The sequence below is a fragment of the Legionella yabuuchiae genome (genome assembly GCF_900640115.1).
Lineage (GTDB): Bacteria > Pseudomonadota > Gammaproteobacteria > Legionellales > Legionellaceae > Legionella_A > Legionella_A yabuuchiae.
In genome coordinates this window covers 12,559-25,923 of sequence record NZ_CAAAIW010000022.1, presented here as the reverse complement: position 1 = coordinate 25,923, position 13,365 = coordinate 12,559, and the positions used below count along the sequence as shown (strand labels likewise).

Sequence of the window (13,365 nt, the reverse complement as noted above, 5' to 3'; positions counted from 1 at the left end):
TCTTTCGCCTCATTGAACAGAGTAACGTATCCAATAGCGCAACTTAAAACCAAATCGGATTTCCGAAGACTCTATGGTATACTTCGCACACTATGATTACGCGAAGTATAAGCCGATCCATTTTTTCGTTACTAGCTTACGAGAGAGAATATGTTTGAGAATTTGACAGAACGCTTAACCAGAACGTTTAAAAACCTAAGCGGACAAGGACGTTTAACCGAAGAGAATATGCAGCAAGCGCTTCGTGAGGTTCGCTTGTCTTTAATTGAAGCGGATGTCGCTTTACCGGTGATTAAACAGTTTATTGAAGACGTTAAGCAAAAAGCGTTAGGTCAGGAAGTCATGACCAGCTTAAAGCCCGATCAAGCGCTGGTTAAAATTGTCAACGATGAACTGACCCACATCATGGGAGATACCAAAGCGGAGTTGGATTTTAAAACTCAGCCTCCTGCCGTTTTTTTAATGGCCGGATTACAAGGTTCCGGTAAAACCACAAGTACTGCAAAATTAGCACGCTACCTTAAGGATACGGAAAAGAAAAAAGTCATGATGGTCAGCACAGACGTCTATCGTCCGGCTGCGATTCATCAATTACAATTGCTCGCTCAACAGTTGGATGTGGCCTTTTTCCCGGCACAAACCCATGAAAATCCCGTAGAAATCGCTAAAAAAGCGTTGGAAGCGGCTAAAAAACAATACATCGATGTGCTCTTAATTGATACTGCAGGAAGACTGCATATTGATGATGAGATGATGACTGAAATCAAATCATTACATAAAACGGTCGATCCCGTTGAAACCCTATTCGTCGTGGATAGTATGACCGGGCAAGACGCAGCGATTACAGCCCAAGCGTTCAATGATGCCTTACCCTTAACGGGGGTTATCTTAACTAAAATCGATGGCGATGCTAGAGGTGGTGCTGCTTTATCGGTGCGTTATATCACCGGCCAGCCTATTAAATTTATGGGAAGCGGTGAGAAAATTGATGCCCTGGAGCCGTTTCATCCTGAGCGTGTGGCCTCTCGAATTCTTGGAATGGGAGATATTTTATCGTTAATTGAAGACGTTCAACGCAAAACGGATAAAGCGGCCAGCGAAAAATTAGCGAAAAAAATTAAAAAGGGGAAAGGGTTTGATTTAGAAGATTTTAAAAATCAACTCCTGCAAATGAATAATATGGGCGGGGTAGCAGGCCTCATGAGCAAACTTCCGGGCATGAGCCAATTGCCCCAGCAAGTAGCCGCGCAAGCCAATGAAAAAGCCCTTGCTCAAACAATTGCCATTATTAATTCGATGACGATGAAGGAACGACGGATCCCCAAGCTTATCATTGGTTCGAGAAAAAAACGCATTGCGATGGGATCTGGCACCCAAATTCAAGATGTAAATCGCTTATTAAAACAATTTACTCAAATGCAAAAAATGATGAAAAAATTTACCAAACCTGGTGCCATGAAGCAAATGATGCGTGGGTTAGGAAATATGCCAGGAATGAAAGGAATGTTTCCGGATGAATTTAAATGAGCCGCTGACAGTAAAAAATAACTCGTAGCAAGAAAAAGTAAGATTTACACTTCCAATACCGAGTTAATTTTCGTACAATACACGGCATTTTTACGTAACCACTCTATAAAAGCAGAGGAAAATAATGGTCGTTATACGTTTATCACGAGCAGGGGCTAAGAAGCGCCCTTTTTATCACATCGTTGTTACTGACAGCCGCAGACGTCGTGACAGTAACTACATTGAACGCATTGGTTATTACAACCCAGTGGCTCGCGGAGCTGAAGTTAAGCTTCATCTTGAGCTTGAAAAATTAGACCAGTGGATAAAAAACGGCGCCAAGCTATCTGACCGCGTTAACTCTTTAGTTAAAGAAGCCGCTAAAGAGAATCGTACAGCCGCATAATAAAATGAATCAAGCCAACGATTGGGTGATTGTTGGACGTTTTGGGCGTCCTCACGGGATTAAAGGGTTGATTACGGTCAACTCATTTACTGACCCTCGTGAAAATATATTACGATACACCGAGTGGCATGGATTCATCAATGAGCAATGGCAGCCTTTATCACTCACCCAACTTGAAATGCATAGCAAATACATTTTGGCACGGGTTGAAGGATATACAGAGCGAGAGCAAGTGGCTTCATTAACCAATGTTGATATTGGCGTCAGAGGCGAAGCCTTGCCAAAACTTGGGCCAGGAGAGTACTACTGGCATCAGTTAATTGGACTTAATGTGGTTACTCGTCAAGGCGAGAACCTAGGCCAGGTGACTGAAATGATAGCGACCGGCTCAAATGATGTGTTGGTTGTAGTCGGTCAAAAAAGACACTTGATTCCCTATTTACCGGAACGCGTCATCCTAAATGTGGATGAGGGAAACCGCACCATTACGGTGGATTGGGATGAGGATTTTTAAGCGATGATGCACTTTGGCATCATCAGCGTACTGCCAGACATGTTTTCATGTCTGCGGTATGGAATTACCGGCAGAGCCATTGAGCAAGGCCTGGTTAAAATTGAATGCTGGAATCCAAGAGACCGGGCCAGCAAGCCGTATCGTCAAGTGGATGATAAGCCATACGGTGGTGGTCCTGGAATGGTTATGATGTATGAGCCGTTGGATAAAACCATACGCCATGCTCGTACAATGCTTCCGGAGAATGGTCGGACGATTTACTTAAGTCCGCAGGGGAAGACCATAACGCAGCAAGACTTAAATCAGATTGCTGAGCGCCAAGAGTCTTTACTGTTTATTGCTGGACGTTACGAAGGAATTGATGAGCGCATCATTACTCAACACGTAGACGAAGAGTGGTCGCTCGGAGATTTTGTTTTAAGCGGCGGCGAACTGGCCGCAATGGTATATATCGATGCCATTATCCGCTTGTTACCAGGAAGTCTGGGGCATGATGAGTCAGCAGCACAAGACTCTTTTATGAATGGGCTGTTGGATTATCCGCACTACACAAGGCCCGCCGAGATTCAAGACATGTCTGTGCCGGAGGTCTTATTAAGCGGACACCATCGCGATATTGAGCGCTGGCGACGAAAACAGGCGTTAGGAAAAACATGGCTTAAACGGCCAGATTTGTTAAATAAGTTGCAATTAAGTACGACGGATCAAGCGTTACTTGATGAATTTTTAAGCGAACACGGTGAATTCTGAAGGATTCATTTGAAGCCATAAGTGACACCGATTTTAGGAGTGACCATGACAAATATTATTGATCAACTCAATGCTGAACAGATGCAAGGCAAAGAAATTCCTGAGTTTAACCCAGGCGATACTGTGCTCGTGCAAGTGAAGGTGAAAGAGGGCAGCCGCGAGCGTTTGCAGGCGTTTGAAGGCGTTGTTATCGCTAAGCGCAATCGCGGTTTAAACTCTGCGTTTACCGTTCGTAAAATATCTCACAATGTTGGGGTAGAGCGTGTATTCCAAACTTACAGCCCTGTTGTGGCGAGCATTACGGTGAAGCGCCGTGGAGACGTTCGTCGTGCCAAACTCTATTACTTGCGTAATCTGGAAGGTCGTGCAGCGCGCATTAAAGAAAAGTTAGCCGCTAAAAAAGACAAATGACCACAAAGCTCATCGGGTCTAAGTTTAATACCCCTGTTGGCGTATTGAATGTTATTCACGATGAGCAACATATTCATCAATCTTACTTTTGCGATGCCATTATGTCAGGCAATCCACAGCCTGAAAATGGAGCGTTATTCGCAATACATCAAATCGATGGACTTTCGACAACCTATACCCAACAGATTGTATCGGAGCTTTCGCGCTATTTTAAAAATCCAAACTATCGGTTTCAATTGCGTCTGAAACCTCAAGGAACGAGTTATCAAAAACAGGTATGGAACAGTTTATTAGTCATTCCTTCTGGAAGAACCCTTACCTATGGCGAGTTAGCGCATAAATTGCAAACTAGCCCAAGAGCGATTGGCCAAGCCTGTAAGAAAAACCCTCTAACCTTATTCATTCCTTGTCACCGTGTAATAGGTAAAGCAAATGTTGGCGGCTACATGGGTCGCCAAGAAGCCCTAGCGTATAAGCTCGCGTTATTAAAACATGAAGGGAAACTGTTTTAAGCACATAACATCAGAAAACTTTCCTCGACTTTATGAAACCGTTTACGGATGAACTATACGCAATCCACTTCACAAAAGATAAAACCCTAAAGAATTCACGATTATGGACGACACTTAACACAAATAACAAGAATACTTTGGAGCGGATATGAACATGAAGGGCATTATCCTAGTGCTAGCCTTATTCCCCATAGAAACCGCTTTTGCCAGTTGTGATATTACCCGTTTTCGCTGGGAATGCGATATTCCGGTCCAGGTTAAACCAAAATCTGGGGCGCACTCGCTAGTGTATTGTGGAAATATCCCGCTATATGTAACAAAACCTCAGTATGAACTCATCGCTCGTTATCAACGCGCAAATATTAATATGATTTTGACTGTGAATGGTGAATATATCGATGCGCCCTGCATACCCGCAGGACGCTATGGGCCGCAATACTTTTAAATTACAATTCTAGTGCGCCAAATCTACTCAAAACTAACGCTTCAATTCCTTGGTTTTTGAGAATGCTTTGGGCATTAAAAATGATCTGAGGGGCCTGAAATTGAATGATAGCGTCGGAGAGAGTAAGCTTGCTGGCTTTGCAGCTCACTTCAAGTTGATTCTGTGATTTTAAGGTTAACTGATGTCCTGCTGTAACTGTGCAAGTGTTAGCGCCAAATCTAATTCCGTTAGCTTCGATCGCCATTTCTTGACTAATAAAGGTTAACGACCGCGTGCCACCTAACGCAGCAATGCCTTGAGTGGATTGCGCCAACCAATCCTGACTTGCCTTGCACGAGATCTGTTCTGCATTAAAGAAAAACATCTTAATGGCGGTAAAGCTCATATCGTTATCCGCTTTAAAGTGAGCGACTTCACTGTGCAGGGTTAAATCTGTTCCTGTATGTATGGCCATTGCTTTAGCAGATTTCAAATCCGTTGAGCCAAGACTTTTGGCAAGAATAGATTCGATTTCGCCCTCTTTATTGAAAAACAATCCGTGTTTTTTATTCTCAGTATAAAGTGCGCAATGCTGAGTATATTCTGTATCCACAAACGCGAGGGCCGCGCCTCGGGCGTTATGAATGATGGATTGTTCACGGTTCGCTTGTGTGACCGGAGAAAGTTGTTTCGCATCAGGTAACACGCCCATAATAATGGGCTTATCCAGTTGATTATAAAGATGCGCAAGAACCACCCTCGTTCCGGGCGTCAAAGGAAAATGCATCCCAGAGTTAAATCCCGAAACAGGCTGCAACTGACGAACAGAATGGCTCACCTCTCTTTCCTGTGTAACTTCTAGCAACCGTTTAACACAGTATCGACCTTGCTCATCTAAATAAGGGGTTCGAGCATCGTCTCCATGAATTATGGCAAGCGACAGCGAGGGCGATGCCACCTCCATGTCTGACATCAGCCCTTGAGGCGGCTCCCCGTGAAGCTTATGCTGCCAGGACATCACGGTATCAGGCTCTGGCAAGAGGTATTTGTGTTCCAACGAGATTAGATAAGCGGTTGATTTGGCGGGGTGTGCGACTTCTGTCTTGGTACCATCTAAACTAGCACACACATCCAGAATGCGAAAGGAGCGATTAACGGTTAAATCAGGATGATTTGATAGGGTTAAACAATCACCGGCCTGTAAATTTAGACCAGTTACCTCAATGTTCACCCATTCTCGTTGCCAATCAAGCTGCTGCTGTAATCGTTTTGCATAACCCTCACACGCTTCTTGATTCTCAAACCGCGTAGGATGCACTAAATGAAGCGCTCCAGATCCAGGAATGGAAGTCTGGTTCTGCGTTTGGTGCTTAAACACCGTATCTGGGTTTCCTTCCTGACTGCCCTTAAAACTTATTGTTTCAGGGAGGCTCACTTGCCAATAACGCAGTGAAGTGATGGCATTATGCCGATTCACCAAGCCATTGCCTGGATTAAAGATGAGATCATGATGCTGCTCTTGATAGTTGCTATTGGTAAAATGTAATTTTGCTTCATTTTGTTCATGGCGGTAATAAAAAACAATACCGTGACTCATGCAAACCTGCCGTAAAAAATCATAATCACTCACTTCTCCTTGAGCAAGATATGGCAGTCGCTGTTCAAGTCCTTGTACAGCAAATGTGGCGTTAAGATGATTGGTTTTACAAATGGCTTTTAGAATTTCAACAGGAGTTTGATCGATAAATAACGCATGATGCGCCGATTGACTTAAACGATGAAGCGAACATCCTAATTGCAACTTAAAGCGCGCCTCCCCACGACAAACCACATCTTGCTCTAAGCTTAACAACTCACCATGATAAACCGATGATGAGTCAAGCACATGAGCCGAAGCAAACTGAAAGTGGCGAATATCCAAGGGAGAATGAGTGACGCCAGTTAAGATTAGGGTATATCTAGCATTTAACCCTAAATGTAAGATTTGAATCGTCTGACAAGGCAAAACATGGCCATTGGAGCCGACCACTTTCACTGACGAAGAAGCTTGCTGCATGTTTATTCCATTAATAGAGGACTTTCCTAGAGTATATTATCCCAAATTAATCGGTTAGATCTAGCCAGATTTTAAGATGCCCCCCGTTTGCGAGCAAACGGGCTACTTTGGGCTTGCTATTCAGAGTATTCAGCCGCAAAATGAATGATTTAAAAACGCTATTTTTTGCACTCATAAGAGAATGTTTGCCGATGAATGCTCAACAAGATGTCGCTAACGCCTTGGAAATACGCCAGCTTTATAAAACCTATGCCAATGGCGTAGATGCGTTAAAAGGAATCGATTTAACCGTCAAGGCTGGGGATTTTTTCGCCTTACTAGGTGCAAATGGTGCTGGAAAATCAACGACCATTGGTTTAATTGCCACCTTACTAACAAAAACGGCTGGTACCATTCGGATTAAGGGGTATGATCTCGATGCCCAAACCGTGCAAGCGAAATCTTGTTTAGGCTTAGTGCCTCAGGAATTTAACTTAAATATTTTTGAAACCTGCGAACAAATTCTACTCAATCAAGCCGGTTACTACGGTATTCCAAGGCCCGATGCGAAACCCAGGGCTGAATCGCTTCTTCATCAATTGGGATTATGGGAAAAAAGACGGTCTATAGTTCGTCATTTATCAGGAGGCATGAAACGACGATTAATGATCGCTCGTGCGTTGGTTCATCAACCTAGTGTTTTGATTTTAGATGAGCCAACCGCTGGGGTGGATATTGAAATTCGCCGAAGTATGTGGGACTTTCTCAAGCACACCAATGCTCGTGGCACAACCATTATTTTAACCACGCATTATCTTGAAGAAGCGGAGCAATTGTGTAAAAACATTGCCATTATTGCAAAAGGAGAAATTATCGCCAATACGTCAATGAATGCTCTATTACAAAGCCTCCATCATCAAACCTTCGTGTTGAATACCGTAGAGCCGATAACCCAACTACCTAATCTCGCACCTTTCGACGCACTCAAGCTCGATGACAATTCGTTTGAACTGCGCATCGATAATCGCTATTCCTTAAACGATGTGTTTGCGGTGTTGTCCAAACATAGTCTTAAAATACGCAGCATGCGAAATAAAACCAATCGATTGGAAGAATTATTTTTGGATCTAATCAAACATGAACATCAATAAACAAGTCATAGCGTTATACACCTTGGTAAGACGTGAAACAGTACGCATGTTTCGCATCGCATCACAAGTTTTTTTACCGCCGGTCATCACGACCTTATTGTATTTTTTAATCTTTGGAGAAGTCATCGGTGATCGCATTGGCCCAATTGAAGCGGTTAGTTATTCGCTCTTTATAGCGCCGGGGCTGATTATGATGGCGGTCATTACCAATTCTTACGCCAATGTTTCTAATTCTCTCTTTAGCATTCGATTTCAAAAAAATATTGAAGAGATGCTCATTAGCCCGATGCACTATAGCTTGCTGTTATTTGGATTTACCCTAGGAGGAGTATTGCGTGGGGTTATCGTAGCACTGTTAGTTTATAGTGTTTCATTTTTCTTTGTTGACATTGATTTTTATCATCTTCCTTTAACCTTGCTGGTAGTCGTGTTAGTTTCCTCATTATTTTCTTTAGCTGGTTTCACCAATGCCATGCTAGCACGCAATTTTGATGATGTGGCTATTGTCCCCACATTTTTCCTGGCCCCATTAACTTACCTAGGTGGGGTCTTTTATGGGGTCAGCATGTTGCCTCCCTTTTGGCAGAAGATAACGTATTTAAATCCTATCTTTTACATGGTTAACGCACTACGCACGGTTATGATCGGCACGCAAGAAATTAATCTCTTGATATCGTTAGGCATCATTTTAACTATGATTGTAATGTTGACGTTATTGAACTTAGTGCTGTTGAAAAAAGGGGTAGGTATTCGAGATTAAAACAATAGACAGCAGAATTGAAACAGTCCTAGAAGTCTAGGTGGATGCCTCCGGAATGCTTTTGGCTTCTTAGTCTAGCTAAGCTTGCACACCACATTCTCTGTCTGGCTTCCAAATTGATTGTGTTGGCTGTTCAATTTCTTACTGTCTATCTGATGTTAATGATAGTGGATCTGTGGCTGTGATTCCAGTGAAAACAGCCTACTTTTTGCAAAGTTTGTGTTAAGAACTTAGGGTCTTATATGGACTCGACCGTATTGTCAAAGTCTAATCCTCATTTTCGTCTCGCTTTACGAATTTGCAATAAATTCTAATGCGGCGATTATTTTTTTATAAAACCAATCGCTTTTAAACGCTGATCAAGACTTGGATGGGTTGAAAACGCGTTATTGAAAGACTTTACTGGATCAAGGTTTGAGGGATCAAACAAATACGAGGCTTGCCGAATTTGCTCATGTGGGGTTTGGCCGTACGCCTTTGCATATTCTTCAGCATGATTTTGGTGATCTTCATTAATTTTAATTAATGCTCGAGCCATGGGCTCATTATCACGCATTAATTCAACCGAACCAGAATCCGCCATCAATTCGCGAGTGCGACTTAAAAATAAAGCCAAAACGACGGTAATGAGCGGTAAGATATACCTTAGCGCAATAATCACCATCATTAAGCGATTATCCTGGCGTCTACCATTACGATTAAAAATCACTGAATAAAACAAGACATCGATTACAATTAATAAAATATTACTTAATACAGCCACCATTAAGGTCAATTTAATATCATGATGACGAATGTGGCTTAGTTCATGTGCCATGACTGCTTGCATCTCAGCCCGGTCCAACTTTTCCATAAGCCCACGAGTAATAGCCACCATTGCGGACTTCTCACTATACCCGCTTGCAAAGGCGTTCATATAATTGGCTTCAATCAGATACACTTTAGGCATATACCGAAGTCCCGCAGAAACTTTCATTTCCTCGACCACATTATACAGTTGCTTTTCTTTCAATGTAGTAGCGGTTTCTGGGGTAATTTCGCGCGAATCGGTTCCTAACAACATAATGCGATCATACATGGAATAGGTAATTAAGAGAGACAGGGCGCCGATTCCGGCCATAATAAGCGTGGCGTAAGGAACAAATTGAAATGTAATTAATGCAAAAAAACACTGACTAATCGTGGCTTTAGGATAATAGGATTGCAGAATAAAAATATCTGCAACTAAACCTACCCCAATGTAAATAGCCAAAAACGTCAAAATCACATAACGTGTTTTACGTTCGTTCTTTCGAAGCTGCTCCCGCCAATCCGCCGTGGTCGCATGATAATCCGACAAACCCATTATATAACCTGCTGAGTTATAGTTTTACGGTATAATCTTCTCTAGCCTGAATTTGATCTTCTGGCAACGACCAATAAGTAAAGTCTTTATCCAACTTAGAAGGGAAAATACCGACCACCATGGATTCAAAAAAAGATTTTTTCTTAGCATTGTATCGTTCCAGACTGTCATTATAAGCCTGCTTCGCGTACGACAATTTATTTTCCGTATTGACAATTTCCTCTTGCAGCTGAATCACATTCTGGCTGGCTTTTAGATCTGGATATTGTTCAAAAACCACATTTAAACCAGAAGCGATGCGTGAGATCCCCTCTTCGGCAGCAATCCGTTCTTTTTCATTCCCGGCCTCTTTGGCCGCTTCGGCTTGATTACGTAGTTTGACCACATCTTTTAATGTGGTTTTTTCGTAATCCATGTACTTTTTAACGGATTCAATTAAAGACTGAAACACTTTAAACCGGCGATCCAGCTGAATATCAATCTGGCGTTTGTTGTTGTTAATGGCTTCAATTAAAGAAATCAGTTTGTTATAGACACCAATGATCCAGAAAAATATAAGAACCACAATAACTAACAAAGCGATTAAAAATGTGCTCATGATCTGTTTTCCTTTATAGTTCTATGATTAAGTAATAACCTTAAAGTATTGAAAATGCAAACAAATGAGATTTGTAAATATCTCTTTTCTCAAGAAAGCGGCGAAAGTTATCGTTGCTCATCGCGTTTGCCCAATAAAGGTTTTAAAAACTGGCCTGTGTACGACTGAGTGCAAGACGCTACTTGCTCAGGCGTGCCGGTGGCGATAATTTCCCCCCCTTTATCTCCCCCTTCAGGACCTAAGTCAATAATCCAATCCGCCGTTTTGATCACATCGAGGTTGTGTTCAATAATCAAAATAGTATTCCCCTGATCACGTAACCTAGTTAATACTGTTAACAGTTGTTTTGTGTCATGAAAATGCAATCCAGTGGTGGGCTCATCTAAAATATACAACGTGCTCCCGGTACCGCGTTTGGATAATTCACGGGCGAGTTTGATGCGCTGCGCCTCACCTCCTGATAAGGTGGTGGCACTTTGACCCAATGATATATAAGACAAGCCAACGTCGATTAAAGTTTGGCATTTGCGCGCGACAATTGGGATGGCATCAAAAAACTCGCGCGCCTCTTCAACCGTCATTTGCAACACTTCGTGAATCGTTTTACCTTTATAATGAATGTCCAGCGTTTCACGATTATATCGCTTCCCTTTGCAGACATCACAGGTCACGTAAATATCGGGTAAAAAATGCATTTCTACTTTGATTAATCCATCGCCCTGACACGCCTCGCAACGTCCCCCTCGAACATTAAAACTAAAACGACCCGGTTGATATCCTCGCGCTCTTGCCTCAGGTGTATTGGCAAAGAGCTCACGGATGGGCGTAAAAATTCCTGTGTAAGTGGCGGGATTTGAGCGGGGCGTTCGCCCAATCGGACTTTGATCAATATCAATCACTTTATCGCACAATCCTAACCCGGTGATTTCGCGTACTTCGCCAACGATTTGCATACTGGCGCGATTCAACTGATTCGCGGCTAAAGGATATAAGGTGTCGTTGATGAGACTTGATTTTCCTGAACCAGAGACGCCCGTGATGCATGTCATAACCCCAAGAGGAATAGTGACGTCAATCTGATTCAAATTATTACAAGTCACACCGCTGAGCTGAATCACATGCTCAGGGTCTATCGTGACACGCTGCTCTGGGACTTCAATACGAAGTTTCCCAGATAAATATTGGGCGGTCAGAGAACGCTCCTGATTCAGGATTTCGCTGGGTGTACCAGAAGCCACCACTTCGCCACCATGAACACCAGCTCCGGGACCGATATCCAGAACAAAGTCCGCCGTACGAATAGCATCTTCATCATGCTCCACGACAATAACGGTGTTTCCTAAATCACGAAGTCTCGTTAATGTTTTGAGCAGTCTATCATTGTCGCGTTGATGCAATCCGATGGACGGCTCATCTAAAATATACATCACCCCGACTAACCCTGAACCAATTTGACTGGCCAGTCGAATTCGTTGTGCCTCACCACCAGAAAGCGTGTCGGCACTACGAGCTAAAGTTAAATAATCCAAGCCAACATTAACCAAAAATCCTAATCGCTCAACAATTTCTTTATTGATTTTTTCAGCGATTTCTCCACGGCTGCCTGGAAGGGTTAAGTGTTTAAAAAACTCATACGTTTGTTCAATGGAATAAGCCGTTACTTCCGACAAATTTTTATCCGCAATAAACACATTTCGCGCCTCGATTCTTAAACGTGAGCCATGACAAGATTGACACGGGCGTGAGGATAAATATTTAGCCATCTCTTCGCGAACCATGCTCGAATCTGAATCCCGATACCTTCGTTGCATGTTCGGGATAATGCCTTCAAAAACATGTTTTTTTAGAACAAAGCCACCACGAGGACGTTGATAATTAAATTCGATCACATCCTTACCGCTACCATACAGAACCAAATTGCGAATGGACTCTGGCAAGTCACAAAAAGCGGTATTGACTGAAAAGTCGTAATGTTTGGCCAAGGATTCAAGCATGGTGAAATAATAGGTGGTTCGCTGATCCCAGCCCCTAACCGCCCCCTCTGCGAGGCTTATCGTTTCATCATGAACCACCCGTTGTGGGTCAAAAAACTGATCAACGCCTAAACCATCACAAGATGGGCACGCCCCCATAGGGTTATTGAACGAGAACAATCGCGGTTCAAGCTCGCTTAAACTATACCCACACTCAGAACAGGCAAATTTCGATGAAAACACCAAATCATCAAACGTCCCATCCACCGCGGCCACCACAGCCAGTCCATCGGCAAGGTTTAACGCATTTTCAAACGATTCACTTAAACGCTGTGATAAATCGCGCCTAACTTTAAAGCGGTCAACGACGACTTCAATGGTGTGTTTTTTTCTAAGCTCAAGCTTGGGTGGCTCATCCAGTTCATACAAATCGCCATCAATCCTCGCACGCACATATCCTTTGGCTTGAAGTTGCTGAAATAATTGCACAAACTCCCCTTTCCGTTCACGGACCACCGGGGCTAAAATCATCGCTTTACTTTCTTCGGGCAACGCTAACACCTGATCCACCATTTGGCTGATGGTTTGGGCATTTAAGCTACCACCATGAGTGGGGCAACGCGGGTCGCCAACACGCGCGTACAAAAGACGAAGATAATCATAAATTTCAGTAATGGTTCCAACCGTCGAGCGTGGGTTGTGAGAAGTTGCTTTTTGTTCAATGGAAATCGCCGGCGAAAGTCCCTCAATTGAATCCACATCCGGTTTTTCCATCATGGATAAAAATTGGCGAGCATAAGCGGAAAGCGATTCCACATAGCGTCGCTGACCCTCAGCATATAACGTATCAAACGCCAGGGAAGATTTTCCAGAACCCGAAAGACCCGTGATCACAATCAATTTATCGCGAGGCAAGTCGATCGTTAGATTCTTCAAATTATGCGTTCTTACCCCTTTAATACTAATCATTCTAAATGACT

13 protein-coding genes and 1 other RNA gene are annotated in these 13,365 nt (G+C 43.0%); 9 read left to right on the top strand and 5 right to left on the bottom strand.

The features are described from left to right. The first annotated feature begins 150 nt into the window (after positions 1-150). The 7 genes from ffh to E1O47_RS08915 all read left to right on the top strand — a co-directional run bounded on the left by ffh (position 151) and on the right by E1O47_RS08915 (position 4,544). Positions 151-1,527, top strand: a complete 1,377-nt coding sequence (ffh, locus tag E1O47_RS08945) for a signal recognition particle protein (RefSeq protein WP_133130917.1) — start codon at positions 151-153, stop codon at positions 1,525-1,527. Between the two features lie 124 nt (positions 1,528-1,651). Continuing rightward, a complete protein-coding gene (rpsP, locus tag E1O47_RS08940) occupies positions 1,652-1,912 on the top strand; it encodes a 30S ribosomal protein S16 (RefSeq protein ID WP_133130916.1) in 261 nt (86 codons plus the stop codon). Between the two features lie 4 nt (positions 1,913-1,916). Further along, positions 1,917-2,426, top strand: coding sequence for a ribosome maturation factor RimM (rimM, locus tag E1O47_RS08935; RefSeq protein WP_133130915.1), 510 nt, complete (start codon positions 1,917-1,919; stop codon positions 2,424-2,426). Between the two features lie 3 nt (positions 2,427-2,429). Further along, the gene (gene trmD / locus E1O47_RS08930) at positions 2,430-3,176 is read left to right on the top strand and encodes a tRNA (guanosine(37)-N1)-methyltransferase TrmD (protein WP_133130914.1); all 747 of its coding nucleotides are present in this window, start codon (positions 2,430-2,432) and stop codon (positions 3,174-3,176) included. 45 nt (positions 3,177-3,221) lie between these two features. Next, complete coding sequence (gene rplS / locus E1O47_RS08925; protein ID WP_133130913.1) at positions 3,222-3,587, top strand: 50S ribosomal protein L19; 366 nt, start codon at positions 3,222-3,224, stop codon at positions 3,585-3,587. After that, on the top strand, positions 3,584-4,099 hold the full coding sequence (locus tag E1O47_RS08920) for a methylated-DNA--[protein]-cysteine S-methyltransferase (protein WP_133130912.1): 516 nt from the start codon (positions 3,584-3,586) through the stop codon (positions 4,097-4,099). The genes rplS and E1O47_RS08920 overlap by 4 nt, the downstream gene beginning before the upstream one ends. Positions 4,100-4,247: 148 nt before the next feature. Next, a complete protein-coding gene (locus E1O47_RS08915) occupies positions 4,248-4,544 on the top strand; it encodes a hypothetical protein (protein ID WP_133130911.1) in 297 nt (98 codons plus the stop codon). 1 nt (position 4,545) lies between these two features. Here the strand turns inward: E1O47_RS08915 and E1O47_RS08910 are convergent, their stop codons facing one another. After that, positions 4,546-6,579 carry a contractile injection system protein, VgrG/Pvc8 family gene (locus E1O47_RS08910; protein ID WP_133130910.1) on the bottom strand — a complete coding sequence of 678 codons (2,034 nt, stop codon included), beginning with the start codon at positions 6,577-6,579 and terminating at the stop codon, positions 4,546-4,548. A 191-nt stretch (positions 6,580-6,770) separates the two neighbouring features. On the opposite strand from E1O47_RS08910, the gene E1O47_RS08905 reads away from it, so the two are divergent. Then, complete coding sequence (locus tag E1O47_RS08905; protein ID WP_133130933.1) at positions 6,771-7,709, top strand: ABC transporter ATP-binding protein; 939 nt, start codon at positions 6,771-6,773, stop codon at positions 7,707-7,709. Then, positions 7,696-8,469 carry an ABC transporter permease gene (locus E1O47_RS08900; protein WP_133130909.1) on the top strand — a complete coding sequence of 258 codons (774 nt, stop codon included), beginning with the start codon at positions 7,696-7,698 and terminating at the stop codon, positions 8,467-8,469. The genes E1O47_RS08905 and E1O47_RS08900 overlap by 14 nt, the downstream gene beginning before the upstream one ends. On the opposite strand, the gene ssrS is transcribed toward E1O47_RS08900, so the two are convergent. The 4 genes from ssrS to uvrA all read right to left on the bottom strand — a co-directional run bounded on the left by ssrS (position 8,465) and on the right by uvrA (position 13,354). Then, positions 8,465-8,622: non-coding RNA, 6S RNA (gene ssrS / locus E1O47_RS08895), on the bottom strand. The genes E1O47_RS08900 and ssrS overlap by 5 nt on opposite strands. A gap of 169 nt (positions 8,623-8,791) precedes the next feature. Beyond that, complete coding sequence (htpX, locus tag E1O47_RS08890) at positions 8,792-9,814, bottom strand: zinc metalloprotease HtpX (protein WP_133130908.1); 1,023 nt, start codon at positions 9,812-9,814, stop codon at positions 8,792-8,794. 16 nt (positions 9,815-9,830) lie between these two features. After that, positions 9,831-10,412, bottom strand: coding sequence for a LemA family protein (locus E1O47_RS08885; RefSeq protein WP_133130907.1), 582 nt, complete (start codon positions 10,410-10,412; stop codon positions 9,831-9,833). 107 nt (positions 10,413-10,519) lie between these two features. Then, entirely contained in the window at positions 10,520-13,354 is a 2,835-nt protein-coding gene (uvrA, locus tag E1O47_RS08880; protein ID WP_133130906.1) for an excinuclease ABC subunit UvrA, read from the bottom strand. Positions 13,355-13,365 lie beyond the last annotated feature (11 nt).

Excerpts from the sequence above, each read along its gene's own strand:
- E1O47_RS08905 (WP_133130933.1), top strand. The coding sequence starts at position 6,771 with ATGAATGCTCAACAAGATGTCGCTAACGCCTTGGAAATACGCCAGCTT.
- E1O47_RS08900 (WP_133130909.1), top strand. The coding sequence starts at position 7,696 with ATGAACATCAATAAACAAGTCATAGCGTTATACACCTTGGTAAGACGT.
- ffh (WP_133130917.1), top strand. The coding sequence starts at position 151 with ATGTTTGAGAATTTGACAGAACGCTTAACCAGAACGTTTAAAAACCTA.
- rimM (WP_133130915.1), top strand. The coding sequence starts at position 1,917 with ATGAATCAAGCCAACGATTGGGTGATTGTTGGACGTTTTGGGCGTCCT.
- E1O47_RS08920 (WP_133130912.1), top strand. The coding sequence starts at position 3,584 with ATGACCACAAAGCTCATCGGGTCTAAGTTTAATACCCCTGTTGGCGTA.
- trmD (WP_133130914.1), top strand. The coding sequence starts at position 2,430 with ATGATGCACTTTGGCATCATCAGCGTACTGCCAGACATGTTTTCATGT.
- E1O47_RS08915 (WP_133130911.1), top strand. The coding sequence starts at position 4,248 with ATGAACATGAAGGGCATTATCCTAGTGCTAGCCTTATTCCCCATAGAA.
- E1O47_RS08885 (WP_133130907.1), bottom strand. The coding sequence starts at position 10,412 with ATGAGCACATTTTTAATCGCTTTGTTAGTTATTGTGGTTCTTATATTT.
- htpX (WP_133130908.1), bottom strand. The coding sequence starts at position 9,814 with ATGGGTTTGTCGGATTATCATGCGACCACGGCGGATTGGCGGGAGCAG.
- E1O47_RS08910 (WP_133130910.1), bottom strand. The coding sequence starts at position 6,579 with ATGCAGCAAGCTTCTTCGTCAGTGAAAGTGGTCGGCTCCAATGGCCAT.
- rpsP (WP_133130916.1), top strand. The coding sequence starts at position 1,652 with ATGGTCGTTATACGTTTATCACGAGCAGGGGCTAAGAAGCGCCCTTTT.
- rplS (WP_133130913.1), top strand. The coding sequence starts at position 3,222 with ATGACAAATATTATTGATCAACTCAATGCTGAACAGATGCAAGGCAAA.
- uvrA (WP_133130906.1), bottom strand. The coding sequence starts at position 13,354 with ATGATTAGTATTAAAGGGGTAAGAACGCATAATTTGAAGAATCTAACG.